Below are 21,595 nucleotides of genomic sequence, written 5' to 3'. Positions count from 1 at the left end.
TCGTGGTTCCCCTAGCAGGATGGAGGAGATCCGCGAGACAGGAGAGCCGTGAACGACCAACCGCTGCTTCGGAATGAGTCCGGGACCGCTCGTGAACGCAATCCGCACGAGCCGGTTGACGAGCTGGAGTTCGAAGCCGCGATCGGCCGGAATGTGCGGCAGCTACGCCAGCAGCATGGGCTCACGGTGGCGGATATGGCGGCGCGGGTCGGTATATCCAAGGCGATGATGTCCAAGATCGAGAACGCCCAGACCTCCTGCAGCCTGTCCACGTTGGCGCTGCTGGCGCGGGGGCTGGACGTCCCGGTTACCAGCCTGTTCCGCGGCGCGGATGTCGAGCGACCGGCGGCATTCGTGAAGGCGGGGACCGGGGCGGAGATCGTGCGCAACGGCACCAGACAGGGGCACGAATACCAGCTGTTGAGCTCGCTGCGTGGGGAGCACAAGCGTCTGGAGTGTCTGCACGTGACGCTCACCGAGAAGAGCCAGACCTACCCGCTGTTCCAGCATCCCGGCACCGAGTTCATCTTCATGCTCGAAGGGGTGATGGACTACAGCCACAGCCGGTCGGTCTACCGGTTGCATCCCGGCGATTCGCTCCAGATGGACGGCGAAGGTGCGCACGGGCCGGTGGATCTGGTGGAGTTGCCCATCAGGTTCCTGTCGGTGATCGCGTTCCCGGATTCGCAGGTCTAGCCCGGGGTACCGCGGCGGTGCCGGCTGCAGGAACAGGCGATGGTCCTGTTCGCGCCGCCGGCAGGACGCCTCCAAATCGATTTCCGTGGCTGGGTCTCAGAGGAGTCCGTCGAGTTCAGCGGACGAAAGCTCTTAGAGCTCCTCGTAATACACCATCCGATCACTCAGCGGGAAGGCCAGGTAAACGACGGCCGGATGCTGTCTCGGTGCCGATTACGTAGCGTGTTCCCGGAGACGAAGCGTCATCGACGTACATAACGGGCTCCTGCACCGTCCCCGTACCGATGTCATAAACGCGGTCGCGATCACCTGGAGCTGGAGGTTGTTCGAAGCGAACCACGTCGACGAAGTCCGGGCGCACCCTCCACTCCGTAGGCCGCCGGAATTTCTGCGGGCGTTCGCAGTCCGGCAACGGTGGATGAATGTCCGTCTGAGGTCCTCGCAACCAGCGCGGGAACGACTGGTCACCTGTCGACTTCAGGAAACCCTTTGAGCAGCATTTGCCCCAGGTCCTCGTAGGTCAGAAGTAGTAAGTGGCTGTAGGCTCGGTCACCACGAGCCATGACGCAATAGACTTCGTGATCCCTTCGTAGGCGGTACGTCACTCGACTATCGCTGCTGACGATCTCTTCCACTCCCGGCGGTACACCTTCGTCGTCCCAAGTCCAGCTAACGGGATCCAGACGACGATCGATCCGAAGGTAGTCGCCGATAGCAGCGATGACATACTTTCCGGCATCCTCAAACCTCGAGAAGTACCCTTGATGACTCGTTACTGGATCTGAACGTCGTTCTGTCGTCGCCTGCAGCAGATCGTATCCATTGCCGGTTCGCTCGATGACGAACGCAGACCAGTCAGGATTTGGGAACCCGTCTCGCAGCCACAGCCCACCATCCTGCCAATCAGGTTCATCGCGTGGCGGTTTGCCGAACCGCCCGTATATGTTTCTCCAAGCGTTGTAGTGCTGGAGAAAGCTCTCGGCACCGACAAACTCGTTGCGTTCGGACACTAGCGATGACCCCCGAGGTTGATCGTCATGGCGTGGTCTCCCTCAGCATCCTGGCACGAATAAGGTCTTCGACCTTCACTGGATAACCTGTACTCCTGTCGATTACAACCCACTGTTCCGCGCCCCCCGGTTGACCGAACGCTGACTTCACTGGCCCGTGTTGCACGACCCAGTCCTTGCCTTCTGGAACTGGTCGTCCGGTGCCCTCAAATGTGTGGTACTGCGCAGCGGGGCCAGGTGCCATTGCTCGCTCCGCCATCGGCGCTCCCTCGTCAGCCATGAAGCCACCACCATTGAACCCCAGTCGATCAAGCTGGTGGCCGGATGGAATGTTGTCCAATTCCACGGGCTCACCATCAAAGCCGTTATTTGGGGCCTGATTCTGCCAATCCCAAGCAAGATTGCCATTCTTATCAAGAACGGTAAATTCGTCACGAAAGTCGGCTAATTGGCGTCCAGCCAACGGATCGTAGCCCTCAAGCACGCTGTCCGGGATTCCGCCTTCAGATAGCCGTCGGATCTCAGCGGCCGGATCACTGAGGACCTGCATCGCATCTTCCGCTGGGAGTGCGAAGTCGACGCCGGGGACCCTTTCAGGTACCTGGGACGTAGGCGCGCCGTGTGACTCCGTCGATTCTGTGACGGCATGATCATTCGCGTCTTGATCGGATAGCTGGTCTTGCGTACCGGCATCTACCGTCTGTGAACTATCAGCAACATGGTCAGAGCTCTCTGCTGACAGCGGCGAGCTCTCCGCTGCAGGCGGACGATCGGAAGTGCTCGCTCCCGGCTCGCTGTTCGACGGGCCTCCCGAACCATCACCGCTGCCCGTTCCCGGTGCATCCGCCGACGGGCTAGCCGGCGGGGCCACCGGTTGGTCGGTGTCCCGCCCCGAGCCCGACCCACCCGACGAAGAGCTACCCGGCCCATCACCGTTGCCGGATGGACCTCCGCCTGAACCGGACCCACCAGACGACGAGCCACTCGACCCGTCACCCGCACCCGCCGCAACACCTGCAGGCACCGGCGCACCCGACGACGAACCCGAACCCGACCCACCACTCGACGAACCACCCGGCCCGTCACCCGCACCCGCCGCAACACCTGCAGGCACCGGCGCACCCGACGACGACCCCGGCCCCGACCCGTTGGGCGAGTCCCCGGTCGGCGCATGCCCACCGCCGGCTCCCGAACCCGGCGACGCCGAGGACGGCGAACCGGCGCCCGGATCCACGCTCTGCGGCCGCATTGGCGCGCCCGAACCACCGGGAGCCAGTACCGACTCCGGAATACCTGGCCGATCGAATTCCGGAACATCCGGCGCGCCAGGCGCTTCCGGCAGCTCGCCCATGTCCGGAACGCGGTTACCACCAAGCCCGGGCAGCCTGCTCGGCGATCCGCTGTCGATCTTGTCGAGCAGGTGCCGGGTCGCGCTCAGCCCCTTGGCGACCGAGCCTCCCTTGGCCAACGCCCCACCCGGGACGAACAACGACCCGATGTTGAACGCGGCCTCACCGAACCCCCGGCCCGGGTTGTCGCCCTGCCATTGTTCCAGTGCGATGAACTGACTGCCGATCTCCTTCAGCACATCATCGGTCTTCGAGGGGTCGTCGATGAGCATCATCGCGGTGTCGGCGAGACCTTTCCAGGTATCCGGATCGGCCATCGCCACGGTCCCGGAGACCAGATTGATCAACCCGGACGCCGCACCGACCTGGATGTCGGTGTACAGCTTGATGCCATCGGCCAACCGATTGCCGACCTGATCCCCGAAGGTCTCCACCAGGACTGGCCGTATCCATTTCTGGAAGGCGTCAGCGGCCTCACCGAGAAGCGTCTTGAGCTCCTCGAGCAGGCCCATGACGCCCTTGACCTGGTTCTGGAAGTTCTCCAACACCGTGCTGACATCGTCGGCTATCTCCCGCAGAACCCGGTCCCCGTCGCCGCTGAGGAATCCGGTGACGGTGTCCCACAACCCATCCAGCGAAATTCTGTTGAGCAGGTTACGAATAGCGTCCTGCGTCTCCTGCACTCCGGTGGCGAATTCGCCGATCGTGGTCGCCAGTCCGCCGGCGAACTTGGACAGGTCCGAAACCCGGGTACCCAACTCCTCAAGAGCCGTCTTGATGGTTCCCTTTTCCGGAATGTCCTGGGCATCGACGGACGCCTTGGCTCCCGCCATCGCCCCCTCGAACACAGATAATCCCTGCCCGATGTTGCGCCACTGCGCGGCAGTCAGATTCATCATCGCGGCATTACCCGACGGCCAGGTCATGGCCACTCCAGCCGCGATCCCGATGCCGGGAATCATCCGGAGGAACGGGGTGATCAGCCACCACTTGCCCGGCGGCGGCACATTGCTCCCGTTCGGACCGTATGGCGCGTCGCCGGCCGTCGTCCTGGCCTGCTCACCGCTGATTCCTCCGGATGGGCCGGGCCCGCCCGGGGTCGAGGCGGCGTCGGCGTTGCGGTAGTTGAACCCGGTCGCCTCCAACATCAGGCCGACATTCTTGAACGCGTTGGCCGCGTCCGCCAGCGCCTGACCGAACTCGTCGGCCTGCCGTCCGTAGGTGATGCCGAAGTTCAGGCCTGCCGGATCCGACCCTGATGCGATGCCGCCGGCCAACACCTGGCCCATCGCGTCCGACAGCGCACCGAGTTGGGTCCCCAGCGATCCGACGTGTTTTCCCGCACCGATCAGCTGCTGCGGTTCTACTTCGATCCGCACGCGATCAGCCCGCCCACATCTTTCCGTTCTTGTCGACGGCGTCGGAGTAATTCTTGTGTGCGCCCTCGGCAACCTTGCGCAGCTGTTCCAGGGCCGTCTTCATCTGCTCGGCACCGTCGTTCCACTGCCGTTGCGACTGCTCCTGGGCATCCGATCCGGATCCCGCCCAGTTGGCCCGCAACGCGGTCATCGCCTGCTCGATCTCTTCCAGCACCTCGGTGACGTCGCGGCCGAACTGCTCCATGTGATCGATGGCCCCCTGCAACTGCGAGAAGTCCACCACCAACTTCGTCATCACAGCTCCCGTTCGGCCGCGGGTTCTGCGTCGGGCTCCGCGGGCCGGCCCACCGGCGCCTTCTCGGTCGGCTCCTCACCAGCGGCCGCCTCCGCGCCGGTCTCGGCCTGCTGCGCCACCTCGGTCGCCATCTGCACCGCCTGCTGGGCGGCACCGGCAACAACCTGCCCGGCCTGGGTCAACCCGCCGGCCAGCTGTCCGGCCACCTGGGCGGGCATCCCCGCCGCCTGGGATATCGGTTGCATGACCTCCCCCAGGTTCATCTGTTGGGCGAGGTCCGGCTTCTGCCCCGCGCCGGAGGCACTGCTGCTTCCCGACGGCGCGGCCGCCTCTCCACCTGAGCCGGCCGACGCCCCGGACCCAACGGCACCCGCACCATCGGAAGTACCACCACCCGTAGCGGCACCACCACCGCCGCCCTGCATGGTCCCGTCCAGCGCTCCCCCGGCACTCTCGTCGGTCGCTGCGTAGTTCCGGGCGGCCACGTCGAGAGCATCGGACATGGTCTGCAGGGCGCGGACCACCTGGCCGGCACCGCTGTGCCACTGGTCCCAGTACTTCTCGAACGCCGTCGCCGCCTCGCCCTGCCAGCCGGATCCGAGGAGGTTGCTGGTCTCCAGATCCACCGAGGACAAACCGTCCTGCAGCCGCTGTCCAGCCCCCCGCAAACGGTCCGCTGCCAGGTGTAACTCCGAGGTCACGACCTCGACCGACTGCCCCATGCTCCCCCCGCAATCCATAGCCTGCCTAGCAGCCTAAGCCGAGTCCGGGCACCGCACCGACACCAAAATTGGGCTCCACGGGCGACCGGGAGTACAGTTGCCACCGTGCTGCGGGTGCTCCTTCTCGGACGCCGCGACGGGGTCTGATCCAGACTGGCCTCCCGTCGCGGGTTTTCGCGATGCGCCGGTCTGAATCCCACAGGATGAAACCAAGACCCCGGAGCCGAGATCATGACCACCCCTGATACCACTTCTTCTGCCGTTTCCCCGGACGCCTTCTCGTCGGTGCGCACCATCACCACCCCCAGCGGCGCCCCCAACCCCGGCCAGCCCGCCTGGAACACCCAGCGCGGCTCGTCGATGCCGGTGAACCGCTACCAGTCCTTCGCCCGAGAGGTCGAGGACATCACGCTGCCCGACCGCAGCTGGCCCGACAAAGTCATCGACCGGGCCCCGCAGTGGTGCGCGGTGGACCTGCGGGACGGCAACCAGGCGTTGATCGATCCGATGAGCCCGGCCCGCAAGCGCCGGATGTTCGATCTGCTGGTCCGGATGGGTTACAAGGAGATCGAGGTCGGATTTCCCTCGGCCAGCCAGACCGATTTCGACTTCGTCCGCGAGATCATCGAGGATGGTGCCATCCCCGACGATGTCACCATCCAGGTGCTGACGCAGTCCCGCCCCGAGCTGATCACCCGCACCTTCGAGGCCTGCCGTGGCGCCAAGAGTGCGATCGTGCACTTCTACAACTCGACGTCGATCCTGCAGCGTCGCGTCGTGTTCCGCGCCGACAAGGACACGATCAAGAAGATCGCCACCGATGCCGCCGAGCTGGTCCTGCAGGAGGCCAAGAAGTACCCGGACACCCACTGGCGCTGGGAGTACTCCCCGGAGTCCTACACCGGCACCGAGCTGTCCTACGCCAAAGAGGTCTGCGACGCGGTCACCGAAACCCTGGGCGCCACCCCGGAGAACCCGGTCATCCTGAACCTGCCCGCCACCGTCGAGATGGCCACCCCCAACGTGTACGCCGACTCGATCGAGTGGATGCACCGCAACCTGGCCCGGCGCGACTCGGTGATCCTGAGCCTGCACCCGCACAATGACCGCGGAACCGGCGTCGCCGCAGCGGAATTGGGCTACCAGGCCGGCGCCGACCGGATCGAGGGCTGCCTGTTCGGCAACGGTGAGCGCACCGGCAACGTCTGTCTGGTGACGCTGGGCCTGAACATGTTCAGCCGCGGTGTCGACCCGCAGATCGACTTCTCCAACATCGACGAGATCCGCCGCACGGTCGAGTACTGCAACCAGCTGCCGGTCCACGAACGCCATCCCTACGGCGGCGATCTGGTCTACACCGCCTTCTCCGGCAGCCACCAGGACGCCATCAACAAGGGCCTGGACGCGATGAAGTTCGATGCCGACGCCGCCGATACCGATGTCGACGACTTCCTGTGGCAGGTCCCGTATCTGCCGATCGACCCCAAGGACGTCGGCCGTACCTACGAGGCCGTGATCCGGGTCAACTCGCAGTCCGGCAAGGGTGGCGTCGCCTACATCATGAAGGCCGACCACGGCCTGGTGTTGCCGCGACGCCTGCAGATCGAGTTCAGCCAGGCGATCCAGCAGATCACCGACGGCGAGGGCGGCGAGGTCTCGCCCAAGGAGATCTGGGATGTGTTCTCCGAGGAGTACCTGGCCCCGATCCTGCCGCTGGAGCGGATGCGCCAGAAGGTGGTCGCCTCCGAGGTCGACGGCGGCACCGACACCATCACCGCGATCGTGAAGATCAACGGTGAGGAGCGCGAGATCGTCGGCGCCGGCAACGGTCCACTGGCGGCGTTCTGCGACGCCCTGGGCGCGGTCGGCTACGAGGTGAGCGTGTTGGATTACTCCGAGCACGCGCTGTCGGCCGGTGAAGAGGCGCAGGCCGCGGCCTACGTCGAGGCCTCGATCGGCGGCAAGACGGTCTGGGGTGTCGGGATCGCCACGTCGATCACCACCGCATCACTGCGTGCCGTGGTGTCCGCGGTCAACCGCGCCGCCCGGGACTGACCACCCGGGTTACACAGTGTATTGATCGCCGGTCAATCCGTAACGAAGTGATCCGGACCGTTTCACAATTTCCCCTGGAGACTCATAGCCGACGGCCCGCCGGGCCAAATCGGTTGTGAATCGCTAAAACTCGTGCCGCAACGACGCGGCACGCCCAGGAGGAATCCGTGATCCCGCACGCCTCGTTCTTCGACGCCGAACGTCAGACCGCCCTGGCAGGTGATGACATCGCGGTCGGTGTGACCGATACCGGCGAGGAGGGAAGACTCCGGTTCTCGCTGTCCGCGCTGCATCCGGTGCCGCTGCGCCGGATGCTGCCGGCGCTGGAGAGTATGGATCTCGAGGTCATCAACGAGCACACCAACTCCTGGACCCGGCCGGACGGATCGGTGTGCCATGTCTACGACCTGGTGCTGGACACGGACGGCCCGGTGGCCTCCGAGCAGATCTGCGACACCTTCCGCGCCGTCTGGGCGGGCCGGATCGAAGCCGACCGGTTCAATGCGCTGATCCCGGTGGCCGGTCTGCACTGGCGCCAGGTCGCGGTGCTGCGCAGCTACAGCCGCTACCTGCGGCAGCTGCCGATGCCCTACGGCCAGAACCGTATTCAGCAGGTGCTGTTGGACAACCCGGGTGCGGCCGCTGCCGCGGTCGCCCTGTTCGAGGCGCGCTTGCGCCAGGGCGGCGATTCCGCGGCGATCGCGGCAGCCGACGAGCGACTGGCTGCCGAGATCGACCGGGTCGCCCATATCGACGCCGACCGCGTGCTGCGTGCCTACCGCAACCTGATCAACGCGACCGTACGGACCAACGCGTTCCAGGACGGGGCATTCAGCCCGGAGGCGCCGTACCTGGTACACAAGTTCGACGCCGGCCAGATCGACGAACTGCCGCAACCCCGGCCACTGTCCGAGATCTTCGTCTATGCACCGGAATTCGAGGGACTGCACCTGCGCTTCGGCCTGGTGGCCCGCGGCGGCCTGCGTTGGTCGGACCGTCACGACGACTACCGCGCCGAGGTGCTCGGCCTGGTCAAGGCGCAAGCGGTGAAGAACGCGGTGATCGTTCCGGTCGGCGCCAAGGGTGTCTTCGTCGTCCGGCAGCCGGGTGCCGGCCGTGATGAGGCACTGCACTGCTATCGGCATTTCGTCTCTGCGCTGCTCGATGTCGTCGACAACGACACCGAGGGCGAGGACCCCTACCTCGTGGTGGCCGCCGACAAGGGCACGGCCACCTTCTCCGACGCGGCCAACGCCGTTGCCCTGGGGCGCGGCTACTGGCTGGGTGACGCCTTCGCCTCGGGCGGCTCCGCGGGCTACGACCACAAAGCCATGGGCATCACCGCCCGGGGCGCCTGGGTCAGCGGCGACAGCCATCTCGAGGAACTCGGAATCGACGCGGACACAGACGCATTCCGTGCCGTCGGCATCGGCGATATGAGCGGCGACGTGTTCGGCAACGGGATGTTGCTGCGACGCGGCACCCAACTGGTCGCCGCATTCGACCATCGGCACATCTTCGTCGACCCCGATCCTTCGGCCCAGGCGCGCGGTGAGCGGGAGCGGCTGTTCGCGCTGCCCCGTTCGTCCTGGGACGACTACGATCGCGGCCTGATCAGCGCCGGCGGCGGGGTCTGGTCCCGCGAGTCCAAGACCATCGCGGTGTCCGAACAGATGCGCCGGGCGCTCGACATCACCGAATCAGCCACCCACCTGACTCCCAACGACCTGATTGGCCACATTCTGCGGGCCCCGGTCGATGTGCTGTTCAACGGCGGGATCGGCACCTACGTCAAGGCCGGCGACGAGCAGCACAGCGAGGTCGCCGACAAGGTGAACGACGGCGTGCGGGTGAACGCCGCGGAGGTCCGGGCCCGGGTGATCGTGGAAGGCGGCAACCTCGGGGTGTCCCCGCGTGGCCGGGTGGAGTTCGCCCGTCTAGGAGGCCACATCAACACCGACGCCATCGACAACGCGGCGGGTGTGGACTGCTCCGATCACGAGGTCAACTTGAAGATCCTGTTGGCCGGCCGCTTCCCGTCCGCCGAGCGCGACGCGCTGCTGGCCGAGATGACCGACGAGGTCGCCGCCCACGTCCTGGCCAACAACACCGCCCACAACCGGTTGTTGCGTGACTCCCGTTCCGACGCGGCCGCGCTGGTGAGTGTGCACGCCCGGATGGTCACGATGTTGGAGGACAAGCGCGGATTACACCGCGAGCGCGAGCAGCTGCCCAGCACCGAGGAGTTCCTCGCGATGGCCAAATCCGGTGCGGGCCTGACCCGGCCAGAACTGGCCACCCTGATGGCGCACGCCAAACTCGACCTGAAGGCCGAGCTGTTGGCATCCGACGAGTTCGACGATCCGTACTTCACCGCGGCCCTGCACCGCTACTTTCCGGCGACGTTGCGCCGCCGGCTCGGTGCACAGGTCGAAGAGCATCCGTTGCGGCGCGAGATCATCGCCACCACGGTGGTCAACCACTTGCTGGCCACCTCCGGTCTGACCTACGCCTTCCGGCTGGCCGAGGAAACCGGCGCCACCGCGGGCGATATCGTGCGGGCACACGCCATCGTCTCCGAGGTCTTCGAGCTCGATCGGCTCTGGGACGACATCCATTCCGCGGCACTGGCGCCCGACCTCACCGCCGCGCTGATCGTGGAGAGTCGCCGCCTGCTGGACCGGGCATCCCGGTGGTTCCTGCTGAACCGTCCGCAGCCGCTGTCCATAGCCGACGAGATCGGCCGGTTCGGCCACACCGTTGCCACCCTGCGCGGCAAGCTGCCCGAGATGCTGCGTGGCGACGAGCTTGCCACCGCCGGCCGGATCTTCGATGATTTCGCCAATCGCGGGACTCCCGCCGGTATCGCCGGCCGGATCAGCGAATCCCTCTACGCCTACAGCCTTCTCGATATCGTCGACATGGCCCTTGCCGACGGCGAGGATGCCGCGGCCTTGGCGCACATCTACTTCGAACTCTCGGCGCACCTGGGGGTCGACCATCTGCTGCTGGCCGTCTCGGCGCTGCCGCGAAGCGGACGGTGGAACGGTCTGGCCCGGCTCGCGGTGCGTCAGGATCTGTACCGGTCGCTGCGCGACCTGGCCCGGGAAGTGAACCGGATGATCGGCGCCGGCCCCGGCCCGGTGGACACCATCGCCGAATTCGAGGCCTACAACCGGCCGCGGATCGAGCGGGCACGGCGCACGCTGCAGGACTTCCTCGCCGTCGAGAACCCCGACCTGGCGGTGGTCTCGGTGGCGGCCACCCAGATCCGCCGGCTCACCAACGCCAATCAGCCGGGCTGAGACATGAAACAGCCGGGGTGAGCGATGCTCACCCCGGCTGGTCCGGTCAGACTGTTGCTGACGCCTCAGGGCTTCAGGTGCGCGACCTGGGGCAGCACCTTGGTGCCGACGAGTTCGAAGCTGCGGCGGTAGACATCCGGGTTGTCGGTGTACTCGTGGCCGAAGGAGATCAGCGAGCCGAAGCCGCCGACCTCGTTGTACAGCTCCTCGATCTTGCCGGCGACCGTCTCGGGCGAACCCACGAAGTGGAAGTTGTCCACCATCCACTCGGCGGACAGCTCCTCCAGGGTGATGGTGCCGCCGGTCATCATCTCGCCGATGCCGAGCTTGATGAAGGTGGGGATGTTGTAGTTGCCCCAGAGGTCGCCCATCGCACCGTTGAGGTAGGCGTCGCGTGCCTCCGCGTCGGTGTCCGCGACGAACACATCACGACAGATGCGCCAGTCGGCGCGGTTCGGGGTGTGACCGGCGGCCTGGGCAGCCTCGGCGTAGGTGGCCCAGTGCTCCTTGAGCACCGAGTTGTGCACCTGCTGGCTCATCGGGAAGTAGCCGTTGCGTCCGGCGACGGCCAGGGTCGGCGACTTGGCCTGCATACCGGTCATGATCACCGGGATGCGGTCCTGCTTGGGCGCCAGGTGCGGGCCGTGGATGTCGTCGTCGTAGGCCGGCATGTCGACGGTCCAGTACTTGCCCTCGATCCGGAACGGTCCCTTCTTGGACCAGATGCTCTCGATGATCTCCAACGCCTCGGTCATCATCTCCGGGTTCTGCTTACCGGTGTTGAAGAGCTGGGCATCACTGGGGAATGCGCCGGGAGCGAAGCCCGCGATGTAGCGGCCCTCGGTCATGTGGTCCAGCCACATGATGCGGTGCGCCAGCGCGATGGGGTTGTGGTAGGCCAGCAGGTGGGCGGCGGCACCGAGCTTGATCTGCGAGGTGATCTGCGACGCGGCCGCGATCATGGCGTCCGGGGCCGGGCTGGGCTCGCCACCGAGGGTGTAGTGCTCGGCGAAGTAGGCCTCCGACCAGTTGTACTCATCCGCCCACTTGGTCAGCGTCAGATCCCAGTCGATGACCTGCTTGGCCGTGCGCTTGCCATGTGAATATGCGCGCGAGTAGGGGATGTTGAAGATGCCGAACTTCATCTCGGTGTCCTTCCGTAGGGGTGTGCGGAGAAATCGGGAAACCTTGCCGCCATGGGGATCTGCCCCGTTTGACGCGACTCGCACTTTTCGTACATTTGTAGAAACAAGGCGATAGCCGTCAACGTAGCGACGCTGTGGCGCGGGTGTCAACAGGTAGGACGAAGAAATCTTCTATTTACACAAGCCAACGGGCACAGGGGAATTCGCTCGACAGCCAACAAACATCAGGGCCACCGCAGCATGCGACGCGCTGACCTGGACTTTCTACATCCGTAGGGTTCCAACCGGCGCCCGCCGGGCCGCGGGTAATGGTTGCGGTACCCTCACCAAAACACGCACAGTCAGGAGTCGACGGTGAAGAGATCGGGCAGCCGCTCAGAGGCGACCGCCATGGCCCTCGTCGAGGCCGCACTGCAGATCATCCGCGAATCCGGGGTCAAGAGCGTCACACACCGCAAGGTGTGCAGCTACGCCGGCGTTGCCCTGGGGAGCAGTACCTACCACTACGAGAACCTCGACAACCTCATCCTCGACGCATTCGCGCATTACGTGGAGCGCGTCTCGGTGCGGTACGAGAAGCATTTCGAGGGCGCGACCTCGGACGACGACCTGATCGACGCGATCCTCACGCTGGTCAACGCGATGACGACCGATATGGGTAACGCGATTCTGGAATGGGAGCTGCTGGCCGAGGCGGGCCGCCAGGACGCCTACCGGGAACTCGGCCACAAGTGGTCGAGCCGTGCCCGCGGGGCCGTCGAGCGCTACGTGTCGCCGAAGGTCGCCCACATGCTGGAGACGATCTGGGACGGATCCACCGTCCAACGCGTGCTCAACGGCACCGAATTGGACGACGCCGGCCTGCGCGAGCTTCTCAGAGCTGCAATCGAGTTGGATCCTGCCCGGGGTTACCCCCGGCGTGAGGAGCCCGCCAAGCCGGCCAAGAAGCCGGCAAAGAAGGCGGCTACCAGGCGAAAGGCCTCGTAGCCGCCTCCGGCGCCGTCACGAGTTGATGACGAACACCTTGCGGATCTTCTCGTGCACGGTCCAGGTCATCTTCTCGCCGGGCTGACAGATGAAGACGTCACCCTGGCCGACCTCCACCATCTGCCCTGATTCGCCGACGACCGTGGCGCAACCCTGCAGGATCACGACGGTTTCCTGGCCCTGGTAGTCGCTGTGCACACCGGGCTCGGCCTCCCACACGCCGTGCTTCTGACCGTCCGCGGTATAGAGCACCGCCGAGCGTACCGGCGCGGTGCTTCCGGGCCGGTCAGTCTCGGCGAGGTCCACGGTCAACGGGTCATAACGCTTGATCACAGTTCCATCCTCATGGTTTGTCGGGTCATTGCTACAGATCCGGCGAGCCGAGCTGCCGGAAACTCGATCGGAAGAACACCAGCGGTTCGGACCGTTCGTCCTGCGCCAGTTGCATGCTCAGTACATCGGCGGTGATGATCACGTGGTCCCCACCGTCGAAGGTGTCCGCCACCTGCGCCTCGATCCAGGTGTGCGAACCCTCGATCATCGGCACACCCGTTTCCGGTGCTGGCGCCCAGCGCATTTCGGCGAACTTGTCGGTGCCCGATCTGGCGAAGGTCAGCGCGACTGCCTGCTGGTCCGAGGCCATCACGTTCACCACGAAGTTCCCGGTGGCCGCGATCAACGGCCAACTGGTCGACTTCCGATCCACCGACAACAGAATCATCGGCGGGTCAAGAGACAGGGACATGAAGGACTGAACGGTCAGTCCGACCGGCGTTCCCCCGGACAGGCCGCTGACCACCACCACCCCGGTCGGGAAGTTGCCCATCACCGTGCGGTAATCCGCACTCCGCTCCGTCTTTACGGGCATCTTGCTCCCCAATCTTCGAAGGACTCTTCACATTGCCGAGTTTCTACATATGATGAAACTACTAGTTGCGGGTGGCGTCAACCCGCGACAAAACGCTGGACCGAAAGGCCGATATGAACACGAAAATTCTTGCTACAGAACTGGATGAGCCGACACCGGTCTCGGAACTGGGCGCCGGACGGGTCCATCGGGCATGCAGCGCGATGGCAGCGGGCGAGCCGGTAGTGCTGTCCGATGGCACGGAATCCTCACTGGTGCTACTGAGCTCGGCGGCGACCCCCGCCGGGGTATCCCGACTGATCAAGGCCGGTTCGGGCCTGCTCTTCGTCGCCGTAGAACAAGATCGTCTGCGCCAGTTGCGTATTCCGCCGATGGCCGCCGACCACTACTCGTCCACCAGCCGATTCCACGTCGCCGTGGATGCTGCGGTCGGCATCGGGACCGGAATCTCGGCGACCGACCGCGCACGCACCGTTCGGCTCCTCAGCGATCCCCATTGCGGCATTGACGATTTCGTCCGCCCCGGGCATGTGATCCCGGTTGCCGCCGACATGACTCCCCCGCACGCGCCCGGCACTCCCGAGCTGGCACTGGCACTGGCCCGACTGGCGGGGCACGGTGTTCCCACCGCGACGTATTGCGCACTGACATCGGAGGGCGATCCACGCTCGGTGGCCGGGCCCGAGGAGGGCGCCGCGATCGCCCGGCAGAACGGGCTCGCATTCATCCTGCGCGAGGATGTGCTCGCCGCGTTCTACCGGGCGCGATAGCGCAGAACCTCAGTCGTTGGGAATCTTGAAGGGGCCCATGGCACCGGCATCGACCACCATGGCGGTGCCGGTGACATAGCGGCTGACATCGGAGGCCAGGTACAGCACCGCGTTACTGATGTCCTCGGGCTGCACGAACGGAATCGGCAGCGCGTTCATCCCCTTCAGAGCAGGAATCGAATCCTCCTGCGTCGCACCGGGTTTACCGCCCGAGAAGAGCGTATTGTAGGCGTCGTTGTTGATCATCAGGGTCTCGACGTTGGTCGGGTTCACCGAGTTGACCCGAATCCAGTGCGGGGCCAGTTCACCGGCGAGCGTGCGCATCAGCCCGTTGGCGCCATGCTTGGACGCCGCGTAGTGACCGACATTGAGTTCGGCCACCAACCCGGAGATCGAACTGATGATGATGACCGATCCGCCGCGATTCTGCTCGATCAGATGCGGCACGGTGGCCTTGATGGTCTTCCACACGCCGGTGAGGTTGGTGTCCAGCTGATCCTGGAACTGCTCCTCGGAGATTTCCCACATCGGCGCGATATCGTTGACCGTCCCGGCGTTGGCGACCACGACGTCAAGTCGACCCAGTTCCTTTATACCCTGGTCAACAAAGCTTTTCAGTGCTGCGAGATCGCGGACATCGACCTGTCCGGCAACGATGCGCCGGCCGGTCTCGCGCACCAGTCGCACCGTCTCATCCAGGTCGGCCGGCGTGGACATCGGGTACGGCACGGTATCGATCTGCTTGCAGATGTCGATGGCCAGAATGTCTGCGCCCTGTTCGGCCAGCTTGATCGCGTGCGACCGCCCCTGCCCGCGCGCGGCGCCGGTGACGAACGCGACCTTGCCGGTGAGGTCCAACGGGTTGCTCATGTAACTCCTACCTGCTCTTTTTCCCACATTTGTAGGAATTTAGTGCACGGTACGGACGGGCGCGGCCCATGTCAATGGTTTCCCGAGAAGTCGGAATCCCGCTGCTAGCCAACACTATTACGTCTATGTCGACGGGGACCCCCGCTCGACCGCCCCGTTGACACCCGCAGCGATTCGTGGTTATTGTCGGCTGGATCACACTTTCTACAAATGTCCATATTCGGGTCGCGGCATGAGCCATCCGCTGGCAGCATTCCCGGATATCCCGAGCGGCCGGTCACCGACAGACCGTGTCGCGTGGACCATCTCAGAGATAAGGAACACCCAGCATGACGACTCCTAGCCGACTTGTCGGACGCATCGCACTGGTTACCGGTGGCAGCAACGGACAGGGCGCCGCGCACACCCGCCGGCTCGCTCAAGAAGGTGCCATCGTCTACTTCACCGACGTCGACACCAAGAACGGCCCCGAGCTGGAGAAGGAGTTGCGCGCAGAGAATCTCGACGTCCGGTTCCACCAGCAGGACGTGAGCAGCTTCGATGCTTGGCAGAAGATCGCATCGGTCATCGAGTCCGAACAGGGCCGACTCGACATCCTCGTCAACAACGCCGGCATCGCCGACCTCTACACCGCGGAGGAGGCCACCGAAGAGTCCTGGCAGCGCATCATCGACATCAACCAGAAGAGCATCTTCCTGTCGTTCAAGGCTCTGCTGCCGCTGCTGCGCAAGAGCTCGGCCGCCTCGGTGATCAACACCTCGAGCATCTTCGGTGTGGTCGGGGCCGACGGCTACCTGGCCTACGTCGGCTCCAAGGGCGCAGTGACCATGATGACCAAGTCGCTGGCCATCTCCTACGGCCGAGAAGGCGTACGCGTCAACAGCATTCACCCCGGATACATCGCTACGCCGATGCTGGAGGAGGAACTGGCCGGACTGGGCGACGGCGCCGAGGAACGAATCCTCGCCACGATCCCGCTGGGACGCTTCTCAAGCGCCGACGAGATCTCCGGTTCGGTCGCGTTCCTGGCCTCCGACGACGCTTCCTATATCACCGGTGCCGAGCTGCTCATCGACGGCGGTCACCTGGCAGGCCGCTGAGTTCTCAGGAAACTCCGGCACACTACTTCTGATTTGAGAGGGTGATTCACCTTGGAACTCGTTGGACAGATCATCATCTGGATCATGATGGGATTCATGGTGCTCGGTGCGGGCGCCTACATCCTTCGCCCCGAGTCCCCGCTGGCGGGTGAGTTCCGGGACGGCATCTACACCATCGGACAGCTGTTCATCCCGGTGGCCGGCATGATGGGCATCATCCCGCTGCTGGTGCCCATGATCGACAGGTTCGTCGGCCCGGTCTACGAGTGGTTGCACTCGGACCCGGCGATCGCCATCAGCACCTTCCTGCCCAGCGACCAAGGCGCCTACGCGCTGTCGCTGGAGGTCGCCAACAGCCACTCGGCCTGGATCCTGGCCTTCACCGTCAGCCTCACCTCGGGCGCGGTGATCGCCTTCTCGATTCCGACCGGCCTGGCGATCCTGGACAAGAAGTACCACAAGTACATGGCGCTGGGCACCATGTGCGGCCTGTTGGCGATCCCGTTCACCTGTCTGATCATGGCGCTGCTGCTCATGCAGAGTGGTGTGCCACTGCGGGAGGGCATCGACACCTCAGGGGAAGGCACCAAGCCGTTCGACCTGTCCTTCGGTGAGGTCGTACTGAACCTGGTGCCGCTGGTCATCATCATGATCGTTCTGGCGTTGGCGCTGAAGTACTTCACCGACTTCATGGTCAAGGCGTTCCTGGTGTTCGGTAAGGCCATCGTGGTGGTGACCACCATTTCGATGACCGCCAACGTGGTCGAGTACTTCACCGGGGTGTTCTCGAAGGTCTTCGGTTCGTTCCCGCTGGCCCCGTTCATCGCCGACGCCGAGGATCAGTTCCGGGCGTTGGAGGTCGTCGGCTACATCGGCGTCATGCTGGCCGGAGCGTTCCCGATGGTGTACGCCATCCGTACCGGCCTCGCCGGGCCGCTGCAGGCGATCGGCAATCGGGTCGGCGTCTCCGAGGCCGGTATCACCGGCTTCCTGGCGGGTGCGACGAACATCCTGGCGCTGTACCGCGTCGTGCCGGTGATGCCGCCGCGGGACCGGGTGCTGACCATCGCGTTCGCGACCTGCGCCGGCTTCGCCATCGGCGACTACCTGGCATTCACCGCCAACTTCCAGCCGACCATGATCGTCCCGATGATCATCGGCAAGCTGGTCGGCGGGGCCATCGCGGTGGCGATCGCGGTCTGGCTGGCGGTGCCCTATCTGAAGCGCTTCGCGCTGGAGGACACCGAGAAGGACGGGCCGGCCACGGACGGAACGGGGAAGGACGACGACCCGGTCCTGGCAGATCGCACCGTATAGATCCGTTCCGAGCCCGCCGGCCGGTCCGCCCTCCCCCGAGGCGGATCGGCCGGTGTGCTTTCGGCTCAGAAAAGCGTGAACTGGTCGCCGTCGCCGGTGGTGTCGACGAACTCCTCCATATCGGTGCCGCCGACCACCTGATCGATCAGCGACATGAACTCCCGATCGGTGACCAGCGGGATGCCGTGCTCGGCGGCCTGATAACCCTTGCCCTGATCGGGGGCGGCCTCGTTGCAGATCACCAGGGAGGTCTGCTGGTCCACCGCCTCGGCGTAGCCCAGCCCGGCATGCAGGATGCGCTCGATGACCTCTTCGTGGGTGCGTGTCATCTCCGCCGACAACGCCACCCGCATGCCCTGCACCAGCGGTTGCCCCGGGACGTAGAGGCCCGGATTCTGGAACTCGCAGGGCAGCCGCGCCGCCAGCACCTTCAGCGGCCGCAACTCCTCGTGGGTCACCCGGCCGTTGGGCCATACCCGGCGGTTCACCGACCGGACCGGCAGCCACGCCCTGCGCTCCCGGGCCGCGATCAGCGCCGGCTTGAGGATCTGGGTGAGCACCAGTGCGTCGTCCAAAGCGTCATGCGGGCGCAGCTGGGTGGCCCCGTAGTGCCGTGCCAGTGTCTCCAGCCGCAGGTTTTCGGTGCCCAGGTCCAGCCGGCGGGCGAGCTCCACCGTGCACATGACGGTGTCGACCGGCAGCTGGGCCTCCACCAGTTCGGCCTCGGCGGCCAGGAACGCGTAATCGAACGCGACGTTGTGGGCGACCAGGGTCCGCCCGTGCAGGATCTCCATCAGCTGCGGCGCGATGTCCCCGAAGGTGGGTTGGCCGGCCAGCATCTCCGCGGTCAACCCGTGCACGTGCGTCGGGCCCGGATCCACCCCGGGATTGAGCAGGGACGACACGCTGTGCTCGATGCTGCCGTCGTCGCTGACCGCCAGCGCCGCGACACTCACAACCCGTGCCTGGCCCGGCCGGAAGCCCGTCGTCTCCACATCGACGACGGCCCATCCGGTGCCCGCCTCGGCCGACGGTCGGCCCCAGCACTGGCTCATACCCCGAGGATGGCACGGGGGTCTGACAACACCGAATCGCACCGCCGCGTGTCGGGCACCTAATATTCGCAGGATGGCTCTCACTAACCGCGGGAAGCTGGCGCTCGGTGCCGGTGCGGCCGCGCGCTGGGCCTCCCGCGTCACCGGACGCGGCGCCGGCGCGATGATCGGCGGTCTGGTCGCGATGACGATCGACAAATCCGTCCTCGCCCAGCTCGGGGCGGGCCGCAGGACCGTGGTGGTGACCGGCACCAACGGCAAGTCCACCACCACCAGGATGACCGCCGCGGCGCTGCAGACCCTCGGCCCCGTCGCCAGCAACAGTGAAGGCGCCAATATGGACGCCGGCCTGGTGGCTGCGCTGGCCGGTGCCCGCAAAGCCGAGCTGGCCGCCCTGGAAGTCGACGAGATGCACGTGCCGCACGTCAGTGACGCGGTGTCACCGTCAGTGATCGTGCTGCTCAACCTGTCCCGTGATCAGCTCGACCGGGTCGGCGAGATCAATCACATCGAACGCACGCTGCGCGCGGGACTGGCCCGCCACCCCGGCGCCGTGGTGATCGCCAACTGCGACGACGTGCTGATCACCTCGGCCGCCTACGACTGCCCGAACGTCGTGTGGGTGGCCGCCGGCGGCAGCTGGGCCGGCGATTCGGTGAGCTGTCCGCGGTCCGGTGAGATCATCGTCCGCGACGGGAACCACTGGTACTCCACCGGAAGCGATTTCAAACGGCCCACTCCCCAGTGGACCTACGATGAGTCCGATATCCATGGTCCAGAGGGCTTTTCGGCTCCGATGACGCTCGCGCTGCCGGGTGCGGTCAACCGTGGCAACGCCACCCAGGCGGTCGCCGCGGCGGTCGCGCTCGGTGCCGATCCGGTCGCGGCGGTCGCCGCGGTGTCGACGGTCGACGAGGTCGCGGGCCGGTACCGCACCGTCCGGGTCGGCGACCACACCGCCCGACTGCTGTTGGCGAAGAACCCCGCCGGTTGGCAGGAAGCGCTGTCGATGATCGACAAGGACGCTGCGGGAGTGGTCATTTCGGTCAACGGCCAGGTCCCCGACGGTGAGGACCTGTCCTGGCTTTGGGATGTCCGGTTCGAGCATTTCGAACGGACCCAGGTGGTGGCCGCCGGTGAACGCGGTACCGATCTGGCGGTGCGCCTCGGATATGCCGGCGTGGCGCACACCCTGGTGCACGACACCGTCGCCGCCATCGCCTCCTGCCCCCCGGGTCACGTCGAGGTGATCGCGAACTACACCGCGTTCCTGCAACTGAACAGGCGGATCTCGTGACCGTTCGGATCGGGTTGGTGCTGCCCGACGTGATGGGCACCTACGGTGACAGCGGCAATGCGGTGGTGCTGCGACAACGGTTGCGGCTACGCGGGATCGACGCCGAGATCATCGAGATCACCCTGTCCGACCCGGTGCCCGACTCCCTGGACATCTACACCCTCGGCGGCGCCGAGGACTACGCCCAGCGTCTGGCCACCAAGCATCTGATCCGGTACCCCGGTCTGCAGCGCGCGGCCGTGCGCGGCGCACCGGTGCTGGCCATCTGCGCAGCCATCCAGGTCCTCGGGCACTGGTACGAGACGTCGGCCGGAGAGCGGGTCGACGGTGTCGGCCTGCTCGACGTCACCACCTCACCCCAGGACGCCCGCACCATCGGCGAGGTGTCCTCCACGCCGCTGCCGGCCGGACTGTCCCAACCGCTCACCGGATTCGAGAATCACCGTGGCGGAACGGTTCTCGGCACCGACGCCGAACCGTTGGCCGCTGTCACCAAGGGTGCCGGCAACCGCGCCGGCGACGGTTACGACGGGGCCGTGCAGGGCAGCGTCATCGCCACCTATCTGCATGGGCCGTGTCTGGCCCGCAACCCGGAGCTGGCCGATCATCTGCTGTCCCAGGTGGTCGGCGAGCTGCCGCCGCTGAACCTGCCCGAGGTGGACCTGCTGCGCACCGAGCGGCTCGCCGCTCCGCGGCGCCCCTGACGTCTCTACGCCGTTTCCCGCCCAAACGAACGAACAAACGGGCGGGAAAAACTCAGACCATGGCGCGGCGGCCGGCCAGGGCGCGCCCCAGTGTCAGCTCATCGGCGAACTCCAGGTCACCGCCCATCGGCAGACCCGAGGCGATCCGACTCACGGTCAGGCCGGGGATGTCGCGCAGCATCCGCATCAGGTACGTTGCGGTCGCCTCGCCCTCGGTGTTGGGGTCGGTGGCGATGATGACCTCCGCGACGTCCACTCCGTCGACCCGCTCCCCGATCCGGTTGAGCAGCTCCCGGATGCGCAGCTGATCGGGCCCCACCCCGGACAGCGGATCCAGCGCCCCACCCAGCACGTGGTAGCGACCGCGGAATTCGCGGGTGCGTTCCACCGCCTGGATGTCCTTGGGTTCCTCCACGACGCACACCAGCGAAGCATCCCGGCGCGGGTCGTTGCAGATGCGGCAGCGTTCCTCATCGGAAACGTTGCCGCAGACCGCGCAGAAGGTGACCCCGTCGCGGATCCGTCCGAGCACGGCGGTCAGCCGGTCGATGTCGGGCGGTTCCACCGACAGCAGGTGAAACGCTATGCGCTGCGCGCTCTTGGGCCCGATACCCGGCAGCTTGCCGAGCTCATCGATCAGGTCCTGGACGGGTCCTTCAAACATCGCGGTG

At 65.7% G+C, this 21,595-nt stretch carries 19 protein-coding genes; 9 read left to right on the top strand and 10 right to left on the bottom strand.

The features are described from left to right. The first annotated feature begins 48 nt into the window (after window positions 1–48). Window positions 49–696, top strand: coding sequence for a helix-turn-helix domain-containing protein (locus tag V4U86_RS01670; RefSeq protein ID WP_395309573.1), 648 nt, complete (start codon window positions 49–51; stop codon window positions 694–696). A 464-nt stretch (window positions 697–1,160) separates the two neighbouring features. On the opposite strand, the gene V4U86_RS01665 is transcribed toward V4U86_RS01670, so the two are convergent. The 4 genes from V4U86_RS01665 to V4U86_RS01650 are packed head-to-tail and all read right to left on the bottom strand — an operon-like array spanning window position 1,161 to window position 5,451. Next, window positions 1,161–1,706: a hypothetical protein gene (locus tag V4U86_RS01665; RefSeq protein ID WP_395309572.1), complete on the bottom strand. Its 546-nt coding sequence runs from the start codon at window positions 1,704–1,706 to the stop codon at window positions 1,161–1,163. 25 nt (window positions 1,707–1,731) lie between these two features. Continuing rightward, window positions 1,732–4,434, bottom strand: coding sequence for a glycohydrolase toxin TNT-related protein (locus V4U86_RS01660; protein WP_395309571.1), 2,703 nt, complete (start codon window positions 4,432–4,434; stop codon window positions 1,732–1,734). 4 nt (window positions 4,435–4,438) lie between these two features. Next, on the bottom strand, window positions 4,439–4,729 hold the full coding sequence (locus V4U86_RS01655) for a WXG100 family type VII secretion target (RefSeq protein ID WP_395309570.1): 291 nt from the start codon (window positions 4,727–4,729) through the stop codon (window positions 4,439–4,441). After that, on the bottom strand, window positions 4,729–5,451 hold the full coding sequence (locus V4U86_RS01650; protein WP_395309569.1) for a WXG100 family type VII secretion target: 723 nt from the start codon (window positions 5,449–5,451) through the stop codon (window positions 4,729–4,731). Before V4U86_RS01650 ends, V4U86_RS01655 begins: the two co-directional genes overlap by 1 nt. 231 nt (window positions 5,452–5,682) lie before the next feature. On the opposite strand from V4U86_RS01650, the gene leuA reads away from it, so the two are divergent. Next, complete coding sequence (gene leuA, locus V4U86_RS01645) at window positions 5,683–7,506, top strand: 2-isopropylmalate synthase (RefSeq protein ID WP_395309568.1); 1,824 nt, start codon at window positions 5,683–5,685, stop codon at window positions 7,504–7,506. 167 nt (window positions 7,507–7,673) lie between these two features. After that, the gene (locus V4U86_RS01640) at window positions 7,674–10,811 is read left to right on the top strand and encodes an NAD-glutamate dehydrogenase domain-containing protein (protein WP_395309567.1); all 3,138 of its coding nucleotides are present in this window, start codon (window positions 7,674–7,676) and stop codon (window positions 10,809–10,811) included. Between the two features lie 65 nt (window positions 10,812–10,876). Here the strand turns inward: V4U86_RS01640 and V4U86_RS01635 are convergent, their stop codons facing one another. Further along, a complete protein-coding gene (locus tag V4U86_RS01635) occupies window positions 10,877–11,956 on the bottom strand; it encodes an LLM class flavin-dependent oxidoreductase (protein ID WP_395309566.1) in 1,080 nt (359 codons plus the stop codon). A gap of 354 nt (window positions 11,957–12,310) precedes the next feature. Here V4U86_RS01635 and V4U86_RS01630 point away from each other — a divergent pair, with 354 nt between their 5' ends. After that, window positions 12,311–12,943 (top strand): TetR/AcrR family transcriptional regulator, encoded by a 633-nt coding sequence (locus tag V4U86_RS01630; protein ID WP_395309565.1) that lies wholly within the window; start codon window positions 12,311–12,313, stop codon window positions 12,941–12,943. Between the two features lie 15 nt (window positions 12,944–12,958). Here the strand turns inward: V4U86_RS01630 and V4U86_RS01625 are convergent, their stop codons facing one another. Both V4U86_RS01625 and V4U86_RS01620 read right to left on the bottom strand, forming a co-directional pair. Beyond that, the gene (locus V4U86_RS01625) at window positions 12,959–13,276 is read right to left on the bottom strand and encodes a cupin domain-containing protein (RefSeq protein WP_395309564.1); all 318 of its coding nucleotides are present in this window, start codon (window positions 13,274–13,276) and stop codon (window positions 12,959–12,961) included. Window positions 13,277–13,307: 31 nt separating this feature from the next. Beyond that, window positions 13,308–13,811, bottom strand: coding sequence for a flavin reductase family protein (locus V4U86_RS01620; protein ID WP_395309563.1), 504 nt, complete (start codon window positions 13,809–13,811; stop codon window positions 13,308–13,310). 203 nt (window positions 13,812–14,014) lie between these two features. Here V4U86_RS01620 and V4U86_RS01615 point away from each other — a divergent pair, with 203 nt between their 5' ends. After that, the gene (locus V4U86_RS01615) at window positions 14,015–14,581 is read left to right on the top strand and encodes a 3,4-dihydroxy-2-butanone-4-phosphate synthase (RefSeq protein ID WP_395309562.1); all 567 of its coding nucleotides are present in this window, start codon (window positions 14,015–14,017) and stop codon (window positions 14,579–14,581) included. A gap of 9 nt (window positions 14,582–14,590) precedes the next feature. On the opposite strand, the gene V4U86_RS01610 is transcribed toward V4U86_RS01615, so the two are convergent. Further along, complete coding sequence (locus V4U86_RS01610; protein ID WP_395309561.1) at window positions 14,591–15,451, bottom strand: mycofactocin-coupled SDR family oxidoreductase; 861 nt, start codon at window positions 15,449–15,451, stop codon at window positions 14,591–14,593. A gap of 329 nt (window positions 15,452–15,780) precedes the next feature. Here V4U86_RS01610 and V4U86_RS01605 point away from each other — a divergent pair, with 329 nt between their 5' ends. Beyond that, complete coding sequence (locus V4U86_RS01605) at window positions 15,781–16,551, top strand: SDR family NAD(P)-dependent oxidoreductase (protein WP_395309560.1); 771 nt, start codon at window positions 15,781–15,783, stop codon at window positions 16,549–16,551. Window positions 16,552–16,602: 51 nt separating this feature from the next. Continuing rightward, the gene (locus V4U86_RS01600; RefSeq protein ID WP_395309559.1) at window positions 16,603–17,868 is read left to right on the top strand and encodes an ethanolamine utilization protein EutH; all 1,266 of its coding nucleotides are present in this window, start codon (window positions 16,603–16,605) and stop codon (window positions 17,866–17,868) included. A 65-nt stretch (window positions 17,869–17,933) separates the two neighbouring features. On the opposite strand, the gene V4U86_RS01595 is transcribed toward V4U86_RS01600, so the two are convergent. After that, window positions 17,934–18,923 carry a DEDDh family exonuclease gene (locus tag V4U86_RS01595; RefSeq protein ID WP_395309558.1) on the bottom strand — a complete coding sequence of 330 codons (990 nt, stop codon included), beginning with the start codon at window positions 18,921–18,923 and terminating at the stop codon, window positions 17,934–17,936. A gap of 73 nt (window positions 18,924–18,996) precedes the next feature. Here V4U86_RS01595 and V4U86_RS01590 point away from each other — a divergent pair, with 73 nt between their 5' ends. After that, window positions 18,997–20,220 (top strand): MurT ligase domain-containing protein, encoded by a 1,224-nt coding sequence (locus V4U86_RS01590; RefSeq protein ID WP_395309557.1) that lies wholly within the window; start codon window positions 18,997–18,999, stop codon window positions 20,218–20,220. Window positions 20,221–20,252: 32 nt separating this feature from the next. Next, a complete protein-coding gene (locus tag V4U86_RS01585; protein ID WP_395311878.1) occupies window positions 20,253–20,924 on the top strand; it encodes a type 1 glutamine amidotransferase in 672 nt (223 codons plus the stop codon). 52 nt (window positions 20,925–20,976) lie between these two features. Here the strand turns inward: V4U86_RS01585 and recR are convergent, their stop codons facing one another. Next, complete coding sequence (gene recR / locus V4U86_RS01580; RefSeq protein WP_073859248.1) at window positions 20,977–21,588, bottom strand: recombination mediator RecR; 612 nt, start codon at window positions 21,586–21,588, stop codon at window positions 20,977–20,979. Window positions 21,589–21,595 lie beyond the last annotated feature (7 nt).

Source organism: Mycobacterium sp. AMU20-3851, assembly GCF_043974665.1.
In the GTDB taxonomy this organism is placed as follows: domain Bacteria; phylum Actinomycetota; class Actinomycetes; order Mycobacteriales; family Mycobacteriaceae; genus Mycobacterium.
Note: the sequence above shows the minus strand (reverse complement) of the source record. Positions and strands in the feature narration are given on the sequence as shown.

What these genes read in the sequence shown, in the direction of transcription:
- V4U86_RS01655 (WP_395309570.1), bottom strand. Translation starts at nt 4,729, where the DNA reads ATGACGAAGTTGGTGGTGGACTTCTCGCAGTTGCAGGGGGCCATCGAT.
- V4U86_RS01615 (WP_395309562.1), top strand. Translation starts at nt 14,015, where the DNA reads ATGGCAGCGGGCGAGCCGGTAGTGCTGTCCGATGGCACGGAATCCTCA.
- V4U86_RS01620 (WP_395309563.1), bottom strand. Translation starts at nt 13,811, where the DNA reads ATGCCCGTAAAGACGGAGCGGAGTGCGGATTACCGCACGGTGATGGGC.
- V4U86_RS01595 (WP_395309558.1), bottom strand. Translation starts at nt 18,923, where the DNA reads ATGAGCCAGTGCTGGGGCCGACCGTCGGCCGAGGCGGGCACCGGATGG.
- recR (WP_073859248.1), bottom strand. Translation starts at nt 21,588, where the DNA reads ATGTTTGAAGGACCCGTCCAGGACCTGATCGATGAGCTCGGCAAGCTG.
- V4U86_RS01650 (WP_395309569.1), bottom strand. Translation starts at nt 5,451, where the DNA reads ATGGGGCAGTCGGTCGAGGTCGTGACCTCGGAGTTACACCTGGCAGCG.
- V4U86_RS01635 (WP_395309566.1), bottom strand. Translation starts at nt 11,956, where the DNA reads ATGAAGTTCGGCATCTTCAACATCCCCTACTCGCGCGCATATTCACAT.
- V4U86_RS01585 (WP_395311878.1), top strand. Translation starts at nt 20,253, where the DNA reads ATGGGCACCTACGGTGACAGCGGCAATGCGGTGGTGCTGCGACAACGG.
- V4U86_RS01590 (WP_395309557.1), top strand. Translation starts at nt 18,997, where the DNA reads ATGGCTCTCACTAACCGCGGGAAGCTGGCGCTCGGTGCCGGTGCGGCC.
- V4U86_RS01610 (WP_395309561.1), bottom strand. Translation starts at nt 15,451, where the DNA reads ATGAGCAACCCGTTGGACCTCACCGGCAAGGTCGCGTTCGTCACCGGC.
- leuA (WP_395309568.1), top strand. Translation starts at nt 5,683, where the DNA reads ATGACCACCCCTGATACCACTTCTTCTGCCGTTTCCCCGGACGCCTTC.
- V4U86_RS01605 (WP_395309560.1), top strand. Translation starts at nt 15,781, where the DNA reads ATGACGACTCCTAGCCGACTTGTCGGACGCATCGCACTGGTTACCGGT.